Genomic DNA, 22,090 nt, shown 5'->3' with positions numbered 1-22,090 from the left:
ACCTCATTTGTAGTGTTTCCACTAAAATCAGGTTTATACTAATTATTTGTAATTTCAATATTAGTATAATAATGATTTAAAATTGTTTTATAATCAGCACCTTCTAAAGCCATACCTTGCGCACCATATTGGCTCATCCCAACACCATGACCGCTGCCTAAAGTTTTAAAAATATAATCACCATCACTATATTCAATTTCAAAACAGCTTGAAGCTAATCCTAAAATTTCTCGAACTTGTCGACCACTATAATTTTTACCACCCACGCTCAAAGTAGCTACACGCCCACTTTTTTTATAAGCAATAATATTAAAATCCAAGTCAGTACAAGCAAACTTTTCTTTTAACTGCTCTCGAGAAAAAGCTTTTGAGCGACTATTACTGGGATCAACAGTTAGATCCCAATGACTATCAACGCTCCTTAAATATGGTAATGCACTTGATTCAAAATAATCTTCAACATTTTCAGTATAACCATTACTAGAAGAAAAAAACATCGCACTTATATATTGACCATCATATTTCATTACTTCATCGTTAGTTTCATCGATAGCCGTAACAATTTTTTGACGATACTGATCATATTTATCACCCCAGTTTTCTTTCATTTGCTCCTCACTCAAATAAACCTGCGAGTTAGTAGTATTATCAACACTTAAATTACGATTATAAACAAAAGTCCGACTTGCAACGACCTGGGCTTTTAAAGCTTCAATTTCAAATTCAGCTGGCATCTCTCCAGCAACGACCCCTAATAAATAATCATCCATATCAATATAATTAACATTATTATCTATCGTTACTGCCACTTGTACTGGTTTATCTGGTTCTTGTTTACCTGTAATCGTTGTTTCTTCATATTTTGATTTAAATTGCATCGATAAAAAAGCGATTAAAATAAAAAAAACGATTCCAATTTTAACACCAATCTCTTTCATATAATTACCTCATCAAACTATATGAAAGAGATCTTAATAATATGTTAAAAATGAATCGTTGCAAACTCTAAAATAAAACTTCCTAATAAATATCCTAACGATAAAGAGATAATTAAAAAAAACAAATAAAACTCTCTTACCTTCCCTTTATGAATAATATTATCATAATTAAAACAACTTAAACTCCACATCGATAACATTACCGAAATTACATAAACAAATAATTTTATAATCTGATATGACATTATTTTTCATCTCCTTAAATTATTATAACCTAGTATAACATGATAAAAATATTAAACAAGAGGTGTCAAAATGAAAATCCAATTACGACCATATATTCTACAAGACCAAAATCAACTAGTTTTATTAGCCAACAATCCTAATGTTTCTGCCAATTTAAACGATCAATTCCCTTATCCTTTTACAAATCAAGATGCTTTAAACTGTATCAATAAAGCTAACCAGCCCAATTCTAGAATTATCGAATTTGCGATAACTGTTGATCAAATATTTTGTGGTGCTATATCATTTACCTTTGGTCACGATATATATAGCCATTGTGGTGAAATCGGTTATTGGCTAGGACAGCCATACTGGAATCTAGGAATAATGAATCAAGCAATTAAACAAATGATCGAATATATATTTACAAACTATGATACAAAAATCATTGTTGCTCGAGTTTTTAGTCGTAATCTAGCTAGTAAAAAAATCTTAGTTAAAAATAACTTTGAATTACTAGTTTCTTTAAAAAATTATGGCTATAAACGTGGTGAATTTTTAAATATCGAACTTTATGAACTAACAATTGAAAAATATCAGTTATCTTTAAAAAATCAAAGCATATAATAAAGCAGGTGATAAAATGAATAATACAGTTTTACAAAACTTAATTTACAATCAGCTTTTCGCTGCTGCTAATTATGAATTAGTCGCAACCATTGCTCCCAACAATGAAACAAAGACCAAATTAATAAATTATTCTTCTGACTGTCGTAATAACGCTACCTATCTTGAACGAATTTATCAAGAAGAAAACACTTCTAGTTATAATCCAATTGTTGAAAAAGCACAATTCCATGGTAACTTTATTGAATCAGTTAAGTGGCTCCTTAATTACGAAGGAGACTCAAACCGCTTATTCTTTATTCAATCTTTCTATGATATTTATACTGTTAGCCAACGCCAGATTTTATCATATATTGCCGGGATATTAAATAATCATGCCATTGGGTTAACACATATGATTTTTACCAATTAAACAAAAAAACCAGGACGCTAAGTCCTGGATGATTTCAAATGGTGACCTGTACGGGATTCGAACCCGTGAATGCATGCGTGAAAGGCATGTGAGTTAACCGTTTCTCCAACAGGCCACATGGCGCTTGAAGTAGGACTCGAACCTACGACCGATCGGTTAACAGCCGATTGCTCTACCAACTGAGCTATTCAAGCAAAAATATGGAGCGGGTGATGGGAATCGAACCCACGTAGTCAGCTTGGAAGGCTGAAGTTCTACCATTGAACTACACCCGCTTATTTCGTTTCTGAGTAGTGCCTCATCGACTACTGCCCTAATATAATAACATCTATTTTCAACTATTGCAATACTTTTTTTAAAAAAATTTTACATTTTTTTAACCCTATTTATACTCTTATCAAAAAATCCTCTTATAATCAATAAAATTTAATTTTATAAATTTAAAATTTTTTTCGATTTTTTTATCATTTATTGCTTAAATTAACAATTTTAAGTATTATTTTATAAAAAAAACATTTAAATATTTTTTTATATTACAAAAAAGAAACTGCTTTAATTAACAGTTTCTCCATTTGAATCAGTAGTATCATTAGTAGTATCTTCACTCGAATCACTATTTTTATCTTCATTATTTTGATTATCATTATTTTGTGAGTCATTTCCTGAAGATGGTAATTGATCATTTTTTTGATTTTGAGAATTATTTTCTTCATCACTTATATTATCGTTATTACTATTTTGTTTTTCATTAGAGTTTTGTTCTTTACTATCAGTATTTTGATTTTCCTGGTTATCTAATTCTTCTTGAAGATTATCTATTTGATTTTGTTGATCTTGATAATAATTATAGGCAAAATAACCACCAACACCTATACCTGCTATAATAAGGATAATTAAAATAAATATTATTATCGTAGAAAAAGTAGAACGACCACCCTTTTCTTTTTTTACTTTCGTTTTTGTTTTGTTACGTTTTTTGGTCTTGGTTACTTTCTTTTTACGACCACGCTGTTTTTTAGCAGTTTTCTCTTTTTCATCTGTATCTTCGTCACTATCGTCTTCTTGATAGTCAAGTGGCATATCTTCTAATTCATCATGTTCTTCATTAAATTCAAATCTTTGTGCCATATTAATCACCTCATCTATCATATTATACACGGATATGAATTCTATATTAACTTTTAAAAATAATTAATTTTCACATAAAAAAACAAACCAGTTTCCTGATTTGTTATTTTATATTCAAAATTTCTTTCATATAATCAATTGGCATATCTTGTCCTGTCCACAATTTAAAAGAAGCCGCTCCCTGGAACAAGACCATCGCTTTTCCATTAATATATTTACAACCAGCTTCCTGCGCTAATTTTAATAACGCTGTTTGTTCTGGTACATAAATAATATCAACAACAATAACATCTTTTGGTAAATAAGAAGCATCAGGAATATATGTCTGTCCTTCTAATGGTTTCATTCCAACTCCTGTTGCATTTACAAAAACATGACTACTTGCGATTTCAGCTTTTAATTTATCTAAATCAGCTAAGTCATACAAAGTCACTTTACAGTCAGTTTGTTGATTGATCATTTCAATTTTTTCTAGCGCATTATCCCAGAATTTATCTCTTACATTAAATACCGAAATTTCCTTAACACCATCTAAAGCTGCTTGAACCATAATTGCTGTAGCTGCCCCACCAGCACCACCAATTGTCATCTTTTTACCTATAACATCAATATCATTATCTTTTAGCGATTGCATAAAACCAATCCCATCAGTAATATGCCCCACTAGCTTACCATTTTCATTAACAATTGTATTTACAGCTCCACATAATTTAGAAGCTGGTGAAAGTTCATCTAAGTATTTTGCAACCAAAATTTTATTTGGCATTGAAACATTAGCCCCAACCATCTTTAATGCTCTTAATCCCTTAATTGCATCTTCTAAAGTATTATTATCAACATCAAAACCAAGATAAGCATAATCTAAACCAAGTTTAGCAAAAGCCTCATTATGCATCATTGGTGAAGTTGAATGATGAACCGGATGAGCCAATAAGCCAATTAACTTAGTATGTCCAGTAATTCTTTCTGCCATTGTTTATCCCTCCTATTTGTTATAGTATATAATAATTTTTTTAAACAATAAAGAAAAAACGTTATTACTATAAAAATATCCAAATAAACAAAAAAATCAATCATACGATTGATTTACATGCAATGGAGCGGGTGATGGGAATCGAACCCACGTAGTCAGCTTGGAAGGCTGAAGTTCTACCATTGAACTACACCCGCAATCATGGTGCCCAGGGCCGGAATCGAACCGGCACGGATTTTGAGGTCCGCAGGATTTTAAGTCCTGTGCGTCTACCAGTTTCGCCACCTGGGCAATTTAATTGAAATGGTGACCCGCAGGCGATTCGAACGCCTGACCCTCTGATTAAAAGTCAGATGCTCTACCGACTGAGCTAGCGGGTCATCTTGGCTGGGGTACCTGGATTCGAACCAGGGAGATGACAGAGTCAAAGTCTGTTGCCTTACCGCTTGGCTATACCCCAATTTTAGTATGGTGGAGGAGGGCGGATTCGAACCACCGAACCGAAAGGAACTGAGTTACAGTCAGCCGCGTTTAGCCACTTCGCTACTCCTCCATCATGGTGCCGGCTAAAGGACTTGAACCCTCAACCTACTGATTACAAGTCAGTTGCTCTACCAATTGAGCTAAGCCGGCTTTTCTTCTTTTTTAATGGTGGAGGTTAACGGGCTCGAACCGCTGACCCTCTGCTTGTAAGGCAGATGCTCTCCCAACTGAGCTAAACCTCCTCGAACGGTACTGCTATAATATACCAAAAGATTTTAAATAGGTCAATACTTTTGTTAATATTTTTTTATTTTTTTCTAAATTTCTTTTTTCTTTCCCCTTTTACCCACTATTTTCCCATTAAATTTTATCATTTATTACTAGTAACTAAAATATTTACTAAAAATAATTAAATTCTTAGTACCTTAATATAGTTTTTTTTACTAACAATATGATAAAATAGATATAAGAAGTTCGTTTTTTTATAGAAAGGTGGTATTTTATGAGAACTTATCATGCAAATGAAATCGGTAACGTTGCCGTGTTAGGTCATTCTGGTTGTGGTAAAACCAGTATCATTGAAGCTATGGCCTATCGTAGCGGTTTAATTAAACGGGCCGGAACTATTAATGAAGGAAACACCATAAGTGATTACAGTGACGAAGAAATCAACAGAAAATCATCTGTTAATTTATCCATCATTCCGGTTGAATGGAATAACTGTAAAATTAATTTAATCGATGTTCCTGGTACATTTGATTTCGTAGGAGAATGCGAAGCTGCTTTAAGTGTTTGCGAATCAGCATTAATAATTGATCCAGCAACACCTGGAATTAGCGCCGGTACTAAACAAGCAATGTATAAAGCTCGTGACAAAGCTAAAATAATTTATATTAACGGCTTAGATAACCCTAATAGTGATTATCCAACTAAGTTACAACAATTAAAAGATACCTATGGTAAAGTCATCGCTCCTATTCAGGTTCCAATCATGGAAAATAATAAAATGATCGGTTATGTCAACGTCGCTAAAATGGAAGGACGTATCTTTGATGGTGACCATACTATCCCAGGTGATATTCCTGAAGATTTAATGGATGAAATCTTACCAATCAAAGAAATGATTGATGAAGCTGTTGCTAATACAAGCGATGAACTATTAGAAAAATACATTAATGAAGAACCATTTACTAAAGATGAAATCTCATTAGCTTTACGTCAAGGGGTTATGTCTAAAAACTTAATTCCTGTTTTATGTGGAACTGATCAAATCGGAATTCAAATAATTTTAAACTCAATGGTTGCTTTCTTTAGTGCAGCTGGTGATATGAGCAACTCTTTAATCGTAAAAAATATCGATAAAGATGAAGAAGAAATAATAGGTTTTGATGAAAGCTTACCAGCTAGTATCTTTATTTTTAAAACAGTTGCCGATCCATTTGTCGGAAGAACATCATTATTTAAAGTAGTAACTGGTACAGTCTATAGCGGTAGTTCATTATATAATGTTAAAGAAAAAGAAGTTGAAAAAATATCTAAATTATATCAGCCAATTGGAAAAGAATTAGTTCCTGTTGATTGCTTACATGCAGGTGATATTGGAGCATTAACTAAATTATCATATTCAAAAACTAATGATACATTATGTATTGCTGGTTACCAGATTATTGTTCCTGAAATTGAATTCTCTACTCCATACTATGGAAAAGCCATCGTACCGGTAGGAAAAAGCAATGAAGAAAAGATTGCTAATGCTATTAATAAATTGTTAGAAGAAGACTTAACATTAAAATTCAATAGCAACAGCGAAACTAAACAACAATGTATTTATGGTATTGGTGACATCCATCTTGATACAATGTTAAATAAATTAAAAAATAAATTCAAAGTTGAAGCAACATTAGAAGATATTAAAATTCCATATCGGGAAACAATCAAAAAATCTGTTACCCAAAGAACTCGCTTCAAAAAACAATCTGGTGGTCATGGTCAATTCGGTGAAGTTGAAATCACATTTGAACCAACTCATAATTATGACGAATCATATGTATTCGATGAAAAAGTATTTGGTGGGGCTGTCCCTAAATCATATTTCCCTGCAGTTGAAAAAGGTTTGGCAGAAAGCGTTAAAAGCGGGGTATTAGCTGGTTATCCAGTTTTAGGTATCAAAGCAACTTTAGTTGATGGTTCTTACCACACTGTTGACTCTTCAGAAATGGCATTTAAAACAGCTACAATGATGTGCTTTAAAGAAGCCATTCCTAAAGCTAGTCCGGCTTTATTGGAACCATATATGAAAATGAAAGTTATTGTTGATGAAGCTTATACTGGTGATATCATGAGTAATTTCAATACTAAACGAGCTCGTGTAATCGGTAGTGATGTATTAAGTGATGGTTTAATTAAAATCGTAGCTGAAGCACCAATGCGCGAAGTAATGAATTACGCTGTTGATTTACGTTCAATCACTCAAGGACAAGGCGTTTTTGAAATGGAATTTTTAGATTATGAATTCGCAAGTGACGCTGTTGTTCGTGAAGTTGTAAATAAATAATAAGATTAAAATAACATTTCTATACTTTAATTAAAGAAATAAAAATGCTATTATAGAAAAAAAGGATGGGGGTATTTTATGAATGTTTTAGTTACTGGTGGTACTGGATATATCGGTAGCCATATCTGTGTTGAATTATTAGAAGCTGGTCATGAGGTCATTGTTATTGATGATTTTTCTAACTCAAAACCAGAAGTATTAGGATATATCAAAGATATTACGGGAAAAGAAGCAAAGTTTTATGAATTTAATATTTTAGATGAAGCAAAAACTGAGGCAGTTTTTAAAGAAAATAAAATTGATGCGGTTATTCACTGTGCTGCCTTTAAAGCTGTTGGTGAATCAGTTCAAAAACCAATTGAATACTATACTAATAATTTAATGACTACATTAATTGTTAGTAAAATGATGAAAAAATATCATGTTAATCAAATCGTCTTTTCATCAAGTGCAACAGTTTACGGTGATCCTGAAACCGTACCAATTACAGAAGATTGTAAATTAGGTGATACTACTAATCCTTATGGTACTAGTAAAGCCATGATGGAAAGAATTTTAACCGATGTCCAACATGCTTGTCCTGATATGTCAGTATCACTATTACGTTATTTTAATCCAATCGGTGCTCATGAATCTGGTTTATTAGGTGAAGATCCAAAAGGAATTCCTAACAACCTAATGCCATATATCATGAAAGTAGCTACTGGTGAATTAGAATGTTTAGGTGTTTTCGGTGATGATTATGATACTCATGATGGTACTGGAGTCCGTGATTATATTCATGTCGTTGACTTAGCTAAAGGACATGTAAAAGCACTTGAGCATTATCAAGCTCCTGGTGTTCACATTTGTAATTTAGGTACTGGTACTGGTTATAGTGTTCTTGATTTAGTAAAAACTTTTGAACGAGTAAATAACGTTAAAGTTAAATATGAAATCAAAGATCGTCGTCCTGGAGATATCGCTACTTGCTACGCAGATCCTACTAGAGCAAAAGAAGAGCTTGACTGGGTTGCAACTAGAGGAATTGAAGATATGTGTCGCGACACATGGAATTATGCATTAAAACATAAATAAAACTATTTTAGAGGGATATGGTTGCCATATCCCTTTTTATTAGTTGTTTTTAGTAAATATTTTTGTTATTATATAATAGTATTTATTGGAGGCTAATTATGAAAAAAATAAAAAAATTTTGGAAAGAAATTAGCGTCTTTGGAATTGTATTAGTTGTTTTTATCGGGCTTTATGTTTACCATAATATCTTTTTTAACGACTATACAACTATCTCTCAAAGCGAACTAGTAGAAAAAGTTAAGGATGATGATAGTTTCGTTGTCGTTATTGGTAATAATACTGACACTACAACTCAATCATATCAACAAACTATGAGTCAATACTTGCAAGAACATCTTGGGGATACTTTATATTATGTTGATATTTCTGAAGATACTGATTATGCAAACTGGTTAGAAGAAAAACTTGACATTACTGATGCCACTGTACCACAAACAATTGTTTATAAAGATGGTAAAGTTGAATCAAGTAAATCAGGTTCATTATCATATTATCGATTATCAAAGCTGTTTGAATAAAAAAAGTTACAATGGTTTTGAAATGAACTTCCTTTATTTAAATAATCGGGTTCATTTCATTTTTCATTGTAACTTTTTTATTACTGCTCAATCATTTCTTCTATCTTTTTAGTTACTTTTTCCAAATCAAAATCACAAAGCAACGGTAAAGCCGCAACTAACTTTTCTGGCGGTAAATCCCACCATTTAAACTCTAACAACAATTCAATCAATTCATCATTAAATCTTTTTTTGATAAAGCGGGCTGGATTTCCACCAACGACACTATAAGGTTCAACATCTTTAGTAACAACTGAATACGCTGCAATAATGGCCCCATCACCAATTTTTACACCTGGCATAATAATGCTTTCACGACCAATCCAAACATCATTACCAATGACAGTATCACCTTTAAAAGGCAATTGCGACATATGATCTGGCGTATTTTCTTGCCAACTGCCACCAAAAACATTAAATGGGTAAGTAGTAACACTGCCAAGTCGATGATTAGCAGAACCCATAATAAATTTAGTTCCTGAAGCAATTGAACAAAACTTACCAATAATTAACTTATCTCCAAATTCCGGATAATTAAATAAAACATTATTTTTCTCAAATTCAGTTGGGGCAACAGAATCATCATAATATGTATAATCACCTACTATAATATTAGGTGCTGTTATTACATTTTTAATGAAACATGATGTTTTATATTCATTAGGAAATATTTCATTAGGAGCAGGTATTTTATTCATTATCTTCGCTCCTTTTCATTATAAAAAGCAGATTAATTTATCTGCTTATCATCTTTATTTTATATAAACGCGTTCAACTCTTTTAGAAATTAAACAAACAATCTCATATGGTATTGTCTCTAAATCTTTAGCCATGCTCGCTAAAGAAATATGATCACCAAATATTTCGACCTGGTCACCAGAATGAACTGTTTCATCAACTCTAACCATCATTTGATCCATACAAATACGACCTACGATTTCATAATAATTACCATTAATATATACTTTACGTCCTTGATTTTTACGAATCAAACCATCAGCATAACCAATTGGAACTGTCGCAATATATTCATCATTTTCAGCTTGGTAAGTTAACCCATAACCTACTCGCTCACCTTTTTTAATAAGTTTAACCATTGATACTTTAGAATATAATGACATTACTTGTTTATACTCATCAGTTTCATTTCCAGCTGGATCCAATCCATACATTACAATACCAATTCTCCCTAAATTCGAACCAGTATCATGATGGTATGTCATTGCCGCACTATTACAACAATGAATATATTTAAATTCATGACCTTTTACCAATTCATAGAATAATGCTCGCTGTTTATCAAAAGCCTCTTTTTCCCCATCAGCTGTCGCATAGTGGGTAAAAATACCATCTAAAATAAACTTATCACGATCAATCGTCGCTAATAACTCTTCTAATTCTTCTTTGCTTGTAAGTCCAATACGATGCATACCAGTATCTAATTTAATATGGACTTTAAGCGGTTTATCTTCAATTAACGAAGCTAAATGATGCATGTACTCTAATGATATCATCGTTAAAGTAATATCATATTTAATTGCTAAATCAATTTCTTCTTTTAATGTTGGTACTGCTCCTAAAATCAATATTCCTTTTTTGATTCCTAGTTCCCGCAACTCAATAGCTTCTGGCAATGTTGCCACAGCAAACATCTCTATATAATCAATATCATTTATATATTTAGCAACCTCACGATAACCATGACCATAAGCATCTGCTTTGATTACCGCCATTAAAGGTCGTTTAAATTTTTTATATGTTGTTTCAATATTATTTTTTAAATATTTTAAATTAATTTGGGCATATGTATCACGATATAAATTCATAATTTACTCCTTTGCACCCTCTAGTATAATCCAATCTCTATTATAATTCAAACATTTTCCAAAATATGTAGTAGAGGCATTTGCCCCTATTTCAAACTTGAAGTTTGCATACTGCTAATTACATTTACCATTTCATCTTTATTCAAATCCTGTGAATACACTTTGCATAATATTCCTGATTTCATCATCGTTAATTCACCTTCATTATAAAAGGCAACCCCATCAGCTAAATCAATTGCTTCACCTTCGATTGTTTCAACAACGATCTCATCACTTGCTGCTACTGGTGTTTCAATAACAGTAAAGTTTTTATCACCAGTAAATTTTAAAATATGGTTAGTTGTTCCATCAATCGTTGATACTTCTTCACTATCTAAAGTACTACCCATTAAAGCAATTGGATATAATGGTAGTTCACTACTAGCACTTGAATACTCACTTTTACTATTTTGTAAGACTTCTTTTTCATTAAAATTATCTTTAGATAGATTTACATCAGTTTTAAACTCCGTAAATTCTGCAGTTATAATTTCAGCATCCTCACTATCTAAAACTGTCACTTGTTTTGGTGCTAGTGATTTATCAAAAATCATTTCTTGTCCAACCACTCTAGAATCATTAGGATATTGAACTTCACATTTTACTTGATAACCATCTTTAATTTTTTCTACTTCGCCCTTTTCTAATAATTCGATCAATGATTGATAAATGTATGGTTTAGGAGAATTATTAGGCCACTCACTTTGAAACTTAAAAATTTGATTTAACGTTGGTGTTAAAACAAAAACCCCATCACTATTTTTAATAATTATTTGTGATTGATTCAACGCTTTATCATATAATTCAACCTTATAATATTCATTTTTATCTTCATTTAAATAACTTACATTAACCAGATAACTTTTTAACTCATCATTTTCTACCATTTCCATATTACAAGTAAGCGTATATTTATCATAAGCCTTTACCTTTTCAATCGTTTTATCTAATGATGTATCTTTAAATTTAAAAAAGATCAACGTGGCAATGATTACAACTACAATAGCACCTATACCAATATAAATTTTTTTCAAATTCACACCCCCACTAATAAAATATGTAAAAATTACAAGAATATGTATAAAGAACTTTAGATTGGATAGAATTTAATAAGGAGGATTTAAATAATGAATATATTACAAAAGATAGCATTAACATTAACAATTATCGGTGCCATTAACTGGGGTTTAATTGGTTTATTTAATTTCAACTTAGTTGATACATTATTTGGTGTTGATAGCTTTTTATCAATGTTAATATATATTCTAGTTGGAATTGCCGGTATTATTAACATTATGTTATTATTTACCGATTTAGATGGACATTAAAAAAGAGGAGCCTTTACTCCTCGAATATAAATGGAGTCATTTCTCCATTTTTTTTATTAATTCTAATGCGGTTTTTAACCATTTTCAACATTGGAATATCATGAGTAGAATCAGAATAAGCATACGAATTATCATAATCAATTTCTACCCCTAACTTATTAATAACCTCATTTAAACGAATTACTTTTTCTTCATCTTTACAATTTTTACCAATCATTTCACTTGTATATTTACCATTAACTATTTTTGTCTTAGTTCCTAAAATCCCATCAACTGGTAAATCACAAAACCGTAAATATCCCTCTATTGAAGCTGAACAAATATACACTAAATATCCAGCTTCTTTTTTTTGTTTTAATTCCTTAATTACATTATCATAATAGAGCGGAACTAAACATTTTTGATAAAAATCATTAATTTCATCATCATTTAATTTATCCATCGGAAATAACCAGGCACTTTTAGCCTTTTGAAAACTCACAATACCTATTAAATATAAAACAAACAAAATCCCAACTTTAAACAAACGCCAAAAAGCTAAGGGATGTTTTTTTAAATAATAGCCAAGTAAGGCCCGTCCTGAATCGCCATGAATTAAAGTATCATCAAAATCAAAAAAGGCAAATTTTTGTTTCATTAAGCAATCTCCAAAGCAATTTTCATCATGGTAGTAAATGTTTTTTCTCTTTCTTTAGCAGTTGTGATTTCATCACTTACCAAAGAATCAGAAACTGTTAATAAAGTAATCGCTTTTTTATTAAAATAAGCTGCAGTTGCAAATAGTGCATAAGACTCCATTTCTACTCCTAAACATCCCATTGAAGCCCATTTAGCGCCACTATCTTTGTCAGCATGATAAAAAATATCTGATGAAATAACATTCCCAACATGAAACGCTGCATCTTTTTTACGGGCTTCATTAACCGCTTTTTCTAATAAATCAAAACTAGAAATAGCACTATAAGTACCCGGCAATTCATATTGATGAGCAAAATTAGAATCCGTACAAGCACCTTGAACAATAATAATATCTCTTAATTTAATATCCTTTTTCAAAGAACCGCATGAACCGATTCGAATAATGCTTTCTACCCCATATTGGCTATACAATTCATGACAATAGATTCCCATTGAAGGCATTCCCATACCAGAACCCATTATTGAAACCTCTTTTCCTTTATATGTTCCTGTATAACCTAACATATTACGAACAGTATTAAATTCCTTAACATTTTCTAAATAAGTATTTGCTAAAAACTTAGCCCGCAAAGGATCTCCAGGCATTAAAACTGTTTTAGCAATTTCACCAGGATTGGCTTGATTATGTGGTGTTGCCATGTCATATTCCTCCTTAATTTTCTGATTTGACTAATCCGTCATTGAAATAATAATATGTTTCAATTTCGCCAGGTTCACTTAATTTTTCTCCTGATACCGCAGCAATTAGATTATCTAAGTATTTATCAACATCTTCAACCCCTAATTGAGCATAGTACCCTTCTAAAACTAAAAATGGACCAAAGCCATAATCATCTTGATTAAAATCAATAATATTATTAACAAAATTATCATAGGCTGCTTTTACTTCATTAATAGTATTACGATCATCCATATTGTACTTAACAATTTTCATATGATCACCAAACTCTTCTTCAATTAGTGGTAAACCATTTTCGGTAAAATTTTGACAATTAGGACAGCTTTCTAAATAAAAATAATGTAGCGTATAAGTATCGGTATATTCTCGTTTTTCTTGACAACCCGCTACTGTAATTGCCAAAATGAACATCATTGTTAATTTAATTAATTTTTTCATATTACACCTCTAAGTCATTATACCCCAATCGCCCATAGTTGTAAAAGACTATAATCCCCAATTTATAGCAGTAGTCATACTATTAATTTTGACAAAATTTAACTAGATATACTATGACTAATTACCTTTGTCTTTATAATATTATTTTGATTTAATGGGATAAAAATAGATTTTTTGTGTTCAATTTAAAAAATCATGTTATAATAGTGAATTATATTTTTGATTTTATAATGTAATATTATTGAATAAAAATAATTTTTATAATATAATATTAATAGAAAGGATGATACTTATGGAATTTGAATGGTCAACTAATGATATTGCCAAAAAAACAGTTACTATCTATAGTACAAACTTAACATTAAATAAAGCGGCATGTCGTCATTTTGAAGATGTGGAATATGTTTTATTAGGAATTGATCGAAAAAATAATGTTTTAGGAATTAAGCCAGTAAAAAAGAAAGAAATTAACGAGCAAATATACCCTGAAGATCAATTGCATCGAATTTCTATTGGAAAAAGCTATGGCCGTATTTCAAACAAAAATTTTATAAGTGATTTAGCTAATAGTTATGGCTTTGATTTGGAAAATAATAAGTGTGTTAAATTTTCAGCAAAGTTTGATGTTGTCCATCAAATTCTATTAGTTAATCTGTAAAGGAGGGGAAGATAAATGATACCAATCTGGTTAGGAATTACCATTGTCGCTGCGATAATCGAAATCCTTACAACTGATTTAGTTAGTATCTGGTTTGCTGCTGGTGGTATTGTTTCTTTGATTGCCTGTCTATTAGGTGCTAGTCAAACGATTCAAATCGTATTATTTGCAATTGTTAGTATTTTTACAATTATAATAGTACGACCTATAGCTAAAAAATATTTACGAACAAACATTGAAAAAACTAATGTCGATCGTGTGATTGGTAAACATGGTTTAGTAACTAAAACCATCACAGCTGATAATAAAGGTGAAGTAAAAGTTATGTCAACTTCATGGCCAGCAACAAGTCTTGATAACGCTGTTATTAGCGAAGGAGATTATTGTGAAATAGTTGCCATTGAAGGAGTTCATCTTGTAGTTAAAAAAATTGAAGAATAGAGGGATATTTTATGACTGATTTATATGTTTATGTTTTATGGGGTATTTTAGCAATCTTATTGATCATCATTATTGCTACAACAATTAGAATCGTACCACAATCAAAAGCTTATGTTGTTGAACGAATCGGAGCTTATAATCGTACTTGCAACGTTGGTTTGCATATCTTAATTCCATTTTTAGATCGAGTAGTTAATAAAGTTTCTTTAAAAGAACATGTTGTTGATTTCGCACCACAACCAGTTATTACTAAAGATAATGTTACTATGCAAATCGACACTGTAGTATATTATCAAATTACTGATCCAAAACTTTTCACTTATGGTGTTGATCGACCAATTAATGCAATTGAAAATTTAACAGCAACTACACTTCGTAATATTATTGGTGATCTTGAATTAGATGAAACACTAACTTCTAGAGATATTATCAATTCAAGAATGCGCAGTATCTTAGATGAAGCAACTGATCCATGGGGAATTAAAGTTCATCGTGTTGAAGTTAAAAACATTATTCCACCTCGTGATATTCAAGAAGCAATGGAAAAACAAATGCGTGCTGAACGTGAAAGACGTGAAGCTATTTTACAAGCTGAAGGTAAAAAGACTGCTTCTATCTTAAATGCTGAAGGTGATAAAGAAGCAATGATCTTAAGAGCAACAGCTGATAAGGAAGCTAAAATCGCGATTGCTGAAGGGGAAGCTGAAGCCTTAAGACTTGTATACGAAGCTCAAGCTAAAGGTATTAGATATATTAATGATGCAAAACCTGAACAAGCTTATGTTACATTACAAGGTTTTAAAGCATTAGAAGAATTAGCTAAAGGTAAGGCTACAAAAATTATTGTTCCTAGTGAAATTCAAGGTCTTGCTGGTTTAGTTAGTTCAATTAAAGAATTAGTTGATGATGATAAAACTGAAGATGATGAAAAATAGGATGCGCTAGCATCCTATTTATTTTACAGTAATTATAACTCTTTGATAATGTTTTAATTGATGAGCCCCATCATCTTGGACTTCTACTACCATGTGAATTGTATCACCGCTTTTAGCATCTTCTGGAACTACAAATGACATTTTAGCTTCGTTGCTATTTTTAATTTCAATTGTATCTATTTTTTCATTTTCACCAACTTGGCGAGTAATATCCATTTGTAAACCATCTAAATCTTGAACTTCTTCTTTAGTAGTCACTTTGCTATCTTGATAAGTATCAGCTTCATGATAACGCCACCATCTATAAGTTAAATTATTATCATCTTGATCTTTACCTTTAGCTGTTAATGTTACTTCATCACCAGCACTAGCTTCGATATCAATTCCTTCTTCAACACTAACACTAGGAGCATGATTTACAGCTTTATCATCATCTGTCAAACACCAATCTACACGTGCTGCAAAATCATTTTGGATATCAGTAAACCAGCGACTTAAACTATATTGTGCTTCGTATTGTTTAGAATATGGATTATAATCAAGAACTGAGTTAATACCATCTTCACCAAAACGACCACCCCAGCCACCATAGCTAGGATCTTCTAAACTTCTAAGACCAGTATCAATTAAATATAAGAATGATGGTGAATCCCCTTCAGAAATAAAATCATATTGTTGATAATTTGGATTGTTAGTTAAATAATCTTAGGTTCCACGTAATTCTTCATAATTTTCACCTTCAATGATTTTCCCATCACCCATTAAAGCGTAGTTTTCCATTAAAGGACCTTTATCTTTAACAAGATTTTCATAACACCAATCAGCTTTTAAAGTTTCATTTAATTCATCGCTATGCATTTGCCAAGCATATGCAAAATGCCAGAAATTACTACGATCATTAATAATTTCAATATCAGGCCAGTTTTTAGCAATATAATCACTATAACTATCATCTTGATCTAAAATAATGTATAAAACAAGTTTATCATTAATTTTCTTTTGAATATCTTCCCATTCATCAGTGTCTTTATATTCTTCTTCGATAGATTTTAAAGCACGAGCAGTTGTATTAGTACCACCCCAAGTTTGAACATATAAAGTACGCTGGTCATCATCTAAGAATAAATCTTTCAAAAATTCAGAACCTTCAGTTACTTCATCCATTTCACCTTTATTTTTTATATTACCAATTTTAGTAACTGATCTTAAATAATCAGGTTCTGGATAATCTTCATCATGAGCTTTTAAATTATCATATACAGCTTCATAATCATCTAAAAAATCAAAGATCCAATCTGTTCCTATCCATCTAAATGGTTCAATTCCTTTTTCGCTATCTCCAGCATAATGATACATTGAACTCGTTAAAACAATACCACTAATATCCATATCATTAGAATACAACAAAGCACGAATAACTGAGTTCATATCATCTACTTCACCATCAGTTGTAATTACAGTTCTCGCCTTTTCCTGGTTTGTTTGAGTTACCACCTTCTGGTCTTCACCACCTGAAGAACAACCTACTACCACTACCAGCATACAAAAAACTATTGCCAGTTTTTTGAATACCATAAAATACTTTTTCATTTTTTTCTTCTTTCTACTTTGGTTTAAATAAAGTTTAATTATTTAAACAACTTTCAAACATACCATAAACCTTTTGTTTAAATTTGTAAACCCTTTCATCAAAAAAGATAAAAAATAGTGATATTTAATCAATATCACTATATAGTATCCCCTTCAATAAGACGACAAGTTGAATAAATTTTAAACTTTTCAACATCATGATCCTCAATTTCTTTTTTCAATAATGATAAAGCTACCCCTGCTCTTTTACCATGTATAATTTTTAACGCTGTTAGATGATGCCCATAACAAAAATAGTCGGGAATTTCATCAATTCCAATTAAATTAATATCATCTTTAAAACTCAAATTCATTTCTTGAATCGCCTTAATTGTTCCAATCGAAACCTGATAATTTTCACTAATTAAAACTTTAGGAAAAGATTTATCAACCAATTCTGTTTTCATCGCTGCATATACGCTTTCAACATCATTACCCGTTATAAAAATTCTACCTGTTAGATTATACTTACTAATTAAATCAGTAAATGCCATTCTTCTTTTCCTAAAATTATAATTATCATGACTATTGGCTAAATAACAAACCTCATTAAAATCTTTTTCGACAATTAATTTAATTATCTTTTCCATTCCTTGATAATTATCAATCATTACATAACTATAATTATCATCATCAAAATCATTATCATAAATAATCAATGGTTTTTTAATTTGTTTAAACAATTTAAAAATATCTTCATCAAGATCGTTTGCAAAAACAATTGCACCTACAACATGACCTTGCTTACACTCCATGATCAATTTATTAATTTCATCGATATCATCATTAATATAATCAATACCAAGAGAATAACCATCTTTTTTCGCTTCTTTGTTAAATTCACTTAAAACTTCGCTCCAAAGATCAACTTCACCACCATAAATATTTTCCTTTTTGGAATAGTTAACTATTTTGATTATATTATTTTCAACAATATCAATACCTTTTTCCATTCGATCTATATATTGAAAAATCATTTTTTTCGTTTCTTCACTCACACCTGGTTTATCATTTAACGCTAATGAAACTGTCGCTTTTGATAATCCCAGGTCACGGGCAATTTGTGCTGCTTTGATTTTCATCATCTCACCTGCTTTCTATTTATAAACCAACCTATTTTCTTTTATATAATATCATAAAAGTTATTATCCCGCTATTTTCTTTTAGCTTATTTAATAATTTTATTATTACAAAAAAGTATTTTTATTAACTAATAAGTGTTTGAACATAGTTTTCAACATAAATAAAAAAATTCATCATACAATGATATGGGGTGAAAATATGTGTGGATTTTTATGTATGTATAATTATAACCAGGATCTAACTAGTGAAGTACCACAATTTACTAAAATGCTTGAATTATTAAGATATCGTGGTCCTGATGATTTTAATGTTGTTAATAATAAACATGTTTTACTAGGCCATTGTCGTTTATCAATAATTGATTTAAACGGTGGTAAACAGCCATTTAAATACACTTTTAATAATGTTGAATATACCATTATCTATAATGGTGAAATTTATAATATGAACCAGTTAAAAGAACAACTGCTTAATGATGGTTTCCATTTTCATAGTCAAAGCGATACTGAAGTATTACTACTTAGCTATATCGCTTATGGAACACGCTGTTTAAATTTATTGGATGGGATCTTTTCTTTTGTCATCAGTTATCAAAATAAACTTTTTATTGCTCGTGATCAACTAGGAGTTAAACCACTATATTATTATCATCATGATGATTTATATATATTTAGCAGCGAAATAAAATGTATATTGATGTATTTAAAACAATGTGTTGTTGATAAAAACGGGGTTAGAGAGCTATTAGGTTTAGGACCAAGTGTTTCTCCAGGCAATACTATTTATAAAGATATCTACAGTTTACGTCCTGGTCATTATATGACTGTCTTTAATGGTTATCATGATATTGACCGTTATTGGGCCTTAGAACGTCATAATCATAATCGTAGTTATGAAGAAACAGTTTATGATGTTCGTTCGCTCGTAAATCATAGTATTCGTAAACAGCTATTAAGCGATGTTCCTATCTCCTGCATGCTCTCTGGTGGTCTAGATTCTTCAATCATTACCGGTGTTGCTAGTCAATACATTTCTAATCTAGCGACTTATAGCGTTGACTATCAAGATCAAGATAAGTATTTCCAGCCTTATGAATATCAAACAACCCGTGATGAACATTTTATTAATGAAATAAAAACTATGTACAAAACCAATCATCGAACTGTAACTTTATCACAAAAGAATCTAGTAATGGCCTTAAAAACTGCAATGATTGCCCGCGACGCTCCTGGTATGGCCGATGTTGATTCAAGTTTCTTATTATTTTCTAAAGAGATTTCTAATCATCATAAAGTAGTTTTATCGGGTGAATGTGCTGATGAAATTTTTGGTGGTTATCCTTGGTTTTATCGTGAAGAATTAATCAATATTGAAGGTTTTCCATGGATGCGTGATTTTGATAAACGAATGGAATTATTCAATGATGATATTCAAGCTTTAAATATTAAAAATTATGTCCTAGATAAATACCACCAGACTTTAAATGAAATAGATTATCATGATTATAATTTCAAAGATGCTAATAAAAGAAAAATGATCTATTTAAATATGGAATGGTTTATGCAAACGTTATTAACCCGTTCTGATAGTCAAACGATGCATAGTTCAATTGAACTAAGGGTTCCTTTTGCCAATAAAGATATTGTCTCTTATCTTTACAATGTTCCATGGGAATATATGTATCATAATAATACCGAAAAAGGATTACTCCGTGATGCTTTTAAAGACTTTCTACCTGAAGATATCTACAATCGTAAAAAGAATCCGTACCCTAAAACCCATTCTCCTATTTATCGAGATTTAATTGTTGAATTATTAAAAGAGTCTCTCAATGATAAAGAAAATATTTTATTACGCTTTTTCAATTATGATAAACTGATTAATTTAATCAATACTGGAGGTCAATCGTTTAAATATCCATGGTTTGGTCAATTAATGACCGGACCACAGTTATTAGCGTATTTCTATCAGATTTATTTATGGGGTCGGATTTATCAAATTAAAATAGAACTAGAATAATCTTTACGATTATTTTAGTTCTATTTTTACTAACCCATCTTCTAGAGTAATTTCTTTAATATAATCATTTGCAATTTTAATGCAATCAGGTTCTATTTGTAAATAAGGATTATCTTTGATTAATTCGGTTAATACTTTCTTTAAATCTAAATTAATAAAACCATATTTTACTATTCCATCAAAATTAATAATTATCTGATCTTTTACAACAACTCTTGCAATTGCTTTTATTTTGGTTTCAATATTATAATAATTTAAATTAGCTTTTACATGTAAATAATCATCAATTTTAATATTGATATCATGAAGCGTGATATCTTTATAATCAAAAAAATACGGATACAAATTTAAGCAAATCTTTTCTAATTCTTCTTGTTTTATAATCATTTTATCACCTAATACATTATATGTCGAAATGATTAAAAAATTGCTTGGAAATGACAAGAAAAAAGTTCTTACTAATAAATAAGTAAGAACTAAATATTTTCATGAATAATTTTTAAGACCTGTTTTAATGAATCAACATCAATTTGACCTGGAGCTGAACCATTATCAGCTTTACCAAAAGTAATAGCTGAACCAAATTGTTCACCTAATAGTCTTGTTGCTAGACCCATATTCGACATTGATATTGTTACAATAGGACGATCATAAATTTCTTTTGCTCTTAATGATGTTTCCATTAAAGCTAAAACTTCTTTATAATCTTCTGGCATAACCGCAATTTTAAAAATATCAGCTTCTGATGAATCCATCAATTTAAATTTTTCCATCATTGTATCAATACTTGGGGTACGTTTAAAATCATGCATCGACATCAAAACTTTTTTACCAGCTTGATGAATTAAAGACGTTAATGTAATTATTGCATTAGTACCACTAGATAATTCAACATCATAAATATCAAAAGCATTACTACTAACAGCCAATTTATATAATTCAATATATTCTTGAATACTTAACTGACCATTACCGCCTTCTTTTTCACTACGATATGTCAAAATTATTCCTTTTGTAAGTGATAATGAAGCAATTTCATTAAATAAACTTATTAACTCCTGATCATTTAGTAAATCAGCAAAATAATCGATTCGTAATTCTATTAAATCTATATCCAACTTTTCCAATCGCATCAACTCAGCGATAATATCTTGATGATTACGATTAATTACCGGTACACATACTTTAGGCATCCCCTCACCAATTGTAATGTTTTTAACCTTACAAATTTTCATATACCTATCCTCCTTAATTATATATAACCAGCTTATATATATATATGATGAAATATCAACTTTTTCATCTTATATACTATAACACTATTATCACTAAGATGATACTT

24 protein-coding genes, 10 tRNA genes and 1 pseudogene are annotated in these 22,090 nt (G+C 30.6%); 10 read left to right on the top strand and 25 right to left on the bottom strand.

Annotated features, from left to right (window positions below):
* Positions 1-38 precede the first annotated feature (38 nt).
* Together spoIID and B5F09_RS05390 are read right to left on the bottom strand one after the other, a co-directional pair.
* The gene (gene spoIID, locus B5F09_RS05395) at positions 39-938 is read right to left on the bottom strand and encodes a stage II sporulation protein D (RefSeq protein ID WP_087372329.1); all 900 of its coding nucleotides are present in this window, start codon (positions 936-938) and stop codon (positions 39-41) included.
* A 44-nt stretch (positions 939-982) separates the two neighbouring features.
* A complete protein-coding gene (locus B5F09_RS05390; RefSeq protein ID WP_087372326.1) occupies positions 983-1,183 on the bottom strand; it encodes a DUF1146 domain-containing protein in 201 nt (66 codons plus the stop codon).
* Between the two features lie 70 nt (positions 1,184-1,253).
* Here B5F09_RS05390 and B5F09_RS05385 point away from each other — a divergent pair, with 70 nt between their 5' ends.
* Positions 1,254-1,790, top strand: a complete 537-nt coding sequence (locus tag B5F09_RS05385) for a GNAT family N-acetyltransferase (RefSeq protein ID WP_087301673.1) — start codon at positions 1,254-1,256, stop codon at positions 1,788-1,790.
* Positions 1,791-1,806: 16 nt separating this feature from the next.
* Positions 1,807-2,202, top strand: coding sequence for a hypothetical protein (locus tag B5F09_RS05380; RefSeq protein ID WP_087301675.1), 396 nt, complete (start codon positions 1,807-1,809; stop codon positions 2,200-2,202).
* 39 nt (positions 2,203-2,241) lie between these two features.
* On the opposite strand, the gene B5F09_RS05375 is transcribed toward B5F09_RS05380, so the two are convergent.
* The 12 genes from B5F09_RS05375 to B5F09_RS05320 all read right to left on the bottom strand — a co-directional run bounded on the left by B5F09_RS05375 (position 2,242) and on the right by B5F09_RS05320 (position 5,028).
* Positions 2,242-2,317 (bottom strand) — tRNA-Glu (locus B5F09_RS05375).
* Between the two features lie 3 nt (positions 2,318-2,320).
* Positions 2,321-2,396: transfer RNA gene (locus B5F09_RS05370), tRNA-Asn, on the bottom strand.
* Between the two features lie 7 nt (positions 2,397-2,403).
* A tRNA-Gly gene (locus tag B5F09_RS05365) sits at positions 2,404-2,477 on the bottom strand.
* 277 nt (positions 2,478-2,754) lie between these two features.
* Positions 2,755-3,330 carry a hypothetical protein gene (locus B5F09_RS05360; protein ID WP_087372323.1) on the bottom strand — a complete coding sequence of 192 codons (576 nt, stop codon included), beginning with the start codon at positions 3,328-3,330 and terminating at the stop codon, positions 2,755-2,757.
* A 103-nt stretch (positions 3,331-3,433) separates the two neighbouring features.
* Positions 3,434-4,303, bottom strand: a complete 870-nt coding sequence (locus tag B5F09_RS05355) for a shikimate dehydrogenase (protein ID WP_087372320.1) — start codon at positions 4,301-4,303, stop codon at positions 3,434-3,436.
* A 123-nt stretch (positions 4,304-4,426) separates the two neighbouring features.
* Positions 4,427-4,500 (bottom strand) — tRNA-Gly (locus B5F09_RS05350).
* A 5-nt stretch (positions 4,501-4,505) separates the two neighbouring features.
* A tRNA-Leu gene (locus B5F09_RS05345) sits at positions 4,506-4,594 on the bottom strand.
* 13 nt (positions 4,595-4,607) lie between these two features.
* A tRNA-Lys gene (locus tag B5F09_RS05340) sits at positions 4,608-4,683 on the bottom strand.
* A 4-nt stretch (positions 4,684-4,687) separates the two neighbouring features.
* A tRNA-Gln gene (locus B5F09_RS05335) sits at positions 4,688-4,763 on the bottom strand.
* 9 nt (positions 4,764-4,772) lie between these two features.
* Positions 4,773-4,856 (bottom strand) — tRNA-Tyr (locus tag B5F09_RS05330).
* A 4-nt stretch (positions 4,857-4,860) separates the two neighbouring features.
* Positions 4,861-4,936 (bottom strand) — tRNA-Thr (locus B5F09_RS05325).
* 16 nt (positions 4,937-4,952) lie between these two features.
* Positions 4,953-5,028: transfer RNA gene (locus tag B5F09_RS05320), tRNA-Val, on the bottom strand.
* Between the two features lie 260 nt (positions 5,029-5,288).
* Between B5F09_RS05320 and B5F09_RS05315 the strand changes: the two genes are divergently transcribed.
* From B5F09_RS05315 to B5F09_RS05305, 3 genes are all read left to right on the top strand, one after another.
* Complete coding sequence (locus tag B5F09_RS05315; RefSeq protein WP_087300050.1) at positions 5,289-7,340, top strand: translation factor GTPase family protein; 2,052 nt, start codon at positions 5,289-5,291, stop codon at positions 7,338-7,340.
* 78 nt (positions 7,341-7,418) lie between these two features.
* Positions 7,419-8,417, top strand: a complete 999-nt coding sequence (galE, locus tag B5F09_RS05310; protein WP_087372317.1) for a UDP-glucose 4-epimerase GalE — start codon at positions 7,419-7,421, stop codon at positions 8,415-8,417.
* Between the two features lie 98 nt (positions 8,418-8,515).
* Complete coding sequence (locus B5F09_RS05305) at positions 8,516-8,935, top strand: DUF6568 family protein (protein ID WP_087372314.1); 420 nt, start codon at positions 8,516-8,518, stop codon at positions 8,933-8,935.
* An 80-nt stretch (positions 8,936-9,015) separates the two neighbouring features.
* Here B5F09_RS05305 and B5F09_RS05300 read toward each other — a convergent pair whose 3' ends face one another.
* The 3 genes from B5F09_RS05300 to B5F09_RS05290 form a co-directional block, all read right to left on the bottom strand.
* Positions 9,016-9,672: a CatB-related O-acetyltransferase gene (locus tag B5F09_RS05300; RefSeq protein WP_087372311.1), complete on the bottom strand. Its 657-nt coding sequence runs from the start codon at positions 9,670-9,672 to the stop codon at positions 9,016-9,018.
* Between the two features lie 54 nt (positions 9,673-9,726).
* Positions 9,727-10,800 (bottom strand): alanine racemase, encoded by a 1,074-nt coding sequence (alr, locus tag B5F09_RS05295; protein ID WP_087372308.1) that lies wholly within the window; start codon positions 10,798-10,800, stop codon positions 9,727-9,729.
* 86 nt (positions 10,801-10,886) lie between these two features.
* Positions 10,887-11,879, bottom strand: a complete 993-nt coding sequence (locus B5F09_RS05290; protein ID WP_239404258.1) for a hypothetical protein — start codon at positions 11,877-11,879, stop codon at positions 10,887-10,889.
* A gap of 87 nt (positions 11,880-11,966) precedes the next feature.
* On the opposite strand from B5F09_RS05290, the gene B5F09_RS05285 reads away from it, so the two are divergent.
* On the top strand, positions 11,967-12,167 hold the full coding sequence (locus B5F09_RS05285; RefSeq protein WP_087300040.1) for a DUF378 domain-containing protein: 201 nt from the start codon (positions 11,967-11,969) through the stop codon (positions 12,165-12,167).
* A gap of 13 nt (positions 12,168-12,180) precedes the next feature.
* Here the strand turns inward: B5F09_RS05285 and B5F09_RS05280 are convergent, their stop codons facing one another.
* Genes B5F09_RS05280 through B5F09_RS05270 form a run of 3 tightly spaced genes read right to left on the bottom strand, consistent with a single transcriptional unit; the run spans position 12,181 to position 13,983 of the window.
* Positions 12,181-12,804, bottom strand: a complete 624-nt coding sequence (locus B5F09_RS05280) for an HAD family hydrolase (RefSeq protein ID WP_087300038.1) — start codon at positions 12,802-12,804, stop codon at positions 12,181-12,183.
* Positions 12,804-13,505, bottom strand: coding sequence for a purine-nucleoside phosphorylase (deoD, locus tag B5F09_RS05275; protein WP_087372303.1), 702 nt, complete (start codon positions 13,503-13,505; stop codon positions 12,804-12,806). Before deoD ends, B5F09_RS05280 begins: the two co-directional genes overlap by 1 nt.
* A gap of 13 nt (positions 13,506-13,518) precedes the next feature.
* Complete coding sequence (locus B5F09_RS05270; RefSeq protein WP_087300034.1) at positions 13,519-13,983, bottom strand: hypothetical protein; 465 nt, start codon at positions 13,981-13,983, stop codon at positions 13,519-13,521.
* 292 nt (positions 13,984-14,275) lie between these two features.
* Between B5F09_RS05270 and B5F09_RS05265 the strand changes: the two genes are divergently transcribed.
* From B5F09_RS05265 to B5F09_RS05255, 3 genes are read left to right on the top strand one after another with little or no spacing between them, the layout of a single operon-like run.
* Positions 14,276-14,641, top strand: a complete 366-nt coding sequence (locus tag B5F09_RS05265; protein WP_087300032.1) for a hypothetical protein — start codon at positions 14,276-14,278, stop codon at positions 14,639-14,641.
* A 15-nt stretch (positions 14,642-14,656) separates the two neighbouring features.
* Positions 14,657-15,082 (top strand): NfeD family protein, encoded by a 426-nt coding sequence (locus B5F09_RS05260; RefSeq protein ID WP_087300030.1) that lies wholly within the window; start codon positions 14,657-14,659, stop codon positions 15,080-15,082.
* A gap of 11 nt (positions 15,083-15,093) precedes the next feature.
* Positions 15,094-16,017, top strand: a complete 924-nt coding sequence (locus B5F09_RS05255; RefSeq protein WP_087372300.1) for an SPFH domain-containing protein — start codon at positions 15,094-15,096, stop codon at positions 16,015-16,017.
* A gap of 18 nt (positions 16,018-16,035) precedes the next feature.
* Here B5F09_RS05255 and B5F09_RS15000 read toward each other — a convergent pair whose 3' ends face one another.
* From B5F09_RS15000 to B5F09_RS05245, 3 genes and pseudogenes are all read right to left on the bottom strand, one after another.
* Complete coding sequence (locus B5F09_RS15000) at positions 16,036-16,458, bottom strand: hypothetical protein (protein WP_204215233.1); 423 nt, start codon at positions 16,456-16,458, stop codon at positions 16,036-16,038.
* A 138-nt stretch (positions 16,459-16,596) separates the two neighbouring features.
* Positions 16,597-17,559: pseudogene (locus tag B5F09_RS14990) on the bottom strand (DUF1593 domain-containing protein); the annotation flags it as partial.
* 185 nt (positions 17,560-17,744) lie between these two features.
* Positions 17,745-18,728 carry a LacI family DNA-binding transcriptional regulator gene (locus B5F09_RS05245; RefSeq protein WP_158095805.1) on the bottom strand — a complete coding sequence of 328 codons (984 nt, stop codon included), beginning with the start codon at positions 18,726-18,728 and terminating at the stop codon, positions 17,745-17,747.
* A 199-nt stretch (positions 18,729-18,927) separates the two neighbouring features.
* Between B5F09_RS05245 and asnB the strand changes: the two genes are divergently transcribed.
* A complete protein-coding gene (gene asnB, locus B5F09_RS05240; RefSeq protein ID WP_239404257.1) occupies positions 18,928-20,748 on the top strand; it encodes an asparagine synthase (glutamine-hydrolyzing) in 1,821 nt (606 codons plus the stop codon).
* A 9-nt stretch (positions 20,749-20,757) separates the two neighbouring features.
* Here asnB and B5F09_RS05235 read toward each other — a convergent pair whose 3' ends face one another.
* Both B5F09_RS05235 and aroD read right to left on the bottom strand, forming a co-directional pair.
* Entirely contained in the window at positions 20,758-21,135 is a 378-nt protein-coding gene (locus tag B5F09_RS05235; protein WP_087300024.1) for a hypothetical protein, read from the bottom strand.
* Between the two features lie 89 nt (positions 21,136-21,224).
* On the bottom strand, positions 21,225-21,983 hold the full coding sequence (gene aroD / locus B5F09_RS05230) for a type I 3-dehydroquinate dehydratase (protein WP_087300023.1): 759 nt from the start codon (positions 21,981-21,983) through the stop codon (positions 21,225-21,227).
* Positions 21,984-22,090: the final 107 nt, after the last annotated feature.

This window comes from Erysipelatoclostridium sp. An173, assembly GCF_002160495.1.
GTDB lineage: Bacteria > Bacillota_I > Bacilli_A > Erysipelotrichales > Coprobacillaceae > Thomasclavelia > Thomasclavelia merdavium.
Note: the sequence above shows the minus strand (reverse complement) of the source record. Positions and strands in the feature narration are given on the sequence as shown.

Bases quoted from the DNA above. Each gene is read 5' to 3' on its own strand.
- B5F09_RS05360 (WP_087372323.1), bottom strand. From the start codon at position 3,330: ATGGCACAAAGATTTGAATTTAATGAAGAACATGATGAATTAGAAGAT.
- B5F09_RS05265 (WP_087300032.1), top strand. From the start codon at position 14,276: ATGGAATTTGAATGGTCAACTAATGATATTGCCAAAAAAACAGTTACT.
- B5F09_RS05255 (WP_087372300.1), top strand. From the start codon at position 15,094: ATGACTGATTTATATGTTTATGTTTTATGGGGTATTTTAGCAATCTTA.
- B5F09_RS05355 (WP_087372320.1), bottom strand. From the start codon at position 4,303: ATGGCAGAAAGAATTACTGGACATACTAAGTTAATTGGCTTATTGGCT.
- B5F09_RS05385 (WP_087301673.1), top strand. From the start codon at position 1,254: ATGAAAATCCAATTACGACCATATATTCTACAAGACCAAAATCAACTA.
- deoD (WP_087372303.1), bottom strand. From the start codon at position 13,505: ATGGCAACACCACATAATCAAGCCAATCCTGGTGAAATTGCTAAAACA.
- asnB (WP_239404257.1), top strand. From the start codon at position 18,928: ATGTGTGGATTTTTATGTATGTATAATTATAACCAGGATCTAACTAGT.
- B5F09_RS05285 (WP_087300040.1), top strand. From the start codon at position 11,967: ATGAATATATTACAAAAGATAGCATTAACATTAACAATTATCGGTGCC.
- B5F09_RS05280 (WP_087300038.1), bottom strand. From the start codon at position 12,804: ATGAAACAAAAATTTGCCTTTTTTGATTTTGATGATACTTTAATTCAT.
- B5F09_RS05235 (WP_087300024.1), bottom strand. From the start codon at position 21,135: ATGATTATAAAACAAGAAGAATTAGAAAAGATTTGCTTAAATTTGTAT.
- B5F09_RS05305 (WP_087372314.1), top strand. From the start codon at position 8,516: ATGAAAAAAATAAAAAAATTTTGGAAAGAAATTAGCGTCTTTGGAATT.
- spoIID (WP_087372329.1), bottom strand. From the start codon at position 938: ATGAAAGAGATTGGTGTTAAAATTGGAATCGTTTTTTTTATTTTAATC.
- alr (WP_087372308.1), bottom strand. From the start codon at position 10,800: ATGAATTTATATCGTGATACATATGCCCAAATTAATTTAAAATATTTA.
- B5F09_RS05260 (WP_087300030.1), top strand. From the start codon at position 14,657: ATGATACCAATCTGGTTAGGAATTACCATTGTCGCTGCGATAATCGAA.
- B5F09_RS05390 (WP_087372326.1), bottom strand. From the start codon at position 1,183: ATGTCATATCAGATTATAAAATTATTTGTTTATGTAATTTCGGTAATG.
- B5F09_RS05300 (WP_087372311.1), bottom strand. From the start codon at position 9,672: ATGAATAAAATACCTGCTCCTAATGAAATATTTCCTAATGAATATAAA.
- galE (WP_087372317.1), top strand. From the start codon at position 7,419: ATGAATGTTTTAGTTACTGGTGGTACTGGATATATCGGTAGCCATATC.
- aroD (WP_087300023.1), bottom strand. From the start codon at position 21,983: ATGAAAATTTGTAAGGTTAAAAACATTACAATTGGTGAGGGGATGCCT.
- B5F09_RS05380 (WP_087301675.1), top strand. From the start codon at position 1,807: ATGAATAATACAGTTTTACAAAACTTAATTTACAATCAGCTTTTCGCT.
- B5F09_RS05270 (WP_087300034.1), bottom strand. From the start codon at position 13,983: ATGAAAAAATTAATTAAATTAACAATGATGTTCATTTTGGCAATTACA.
- B5F09_RS05315 (WP_087300050.1), top strand. From the start codon at position 5,289: ATGAGAACTTATCATGCAAATGAAATCGGTAACGTTGCCGTGTTAGGT.
- B5F09_RS05245 (WP_158095805.1), bottom strand. From the start codon at position 18,728: ATGAAAATCAAAGCAGCACAAATTGCCCGTGACCTGGGATTATCAAAA.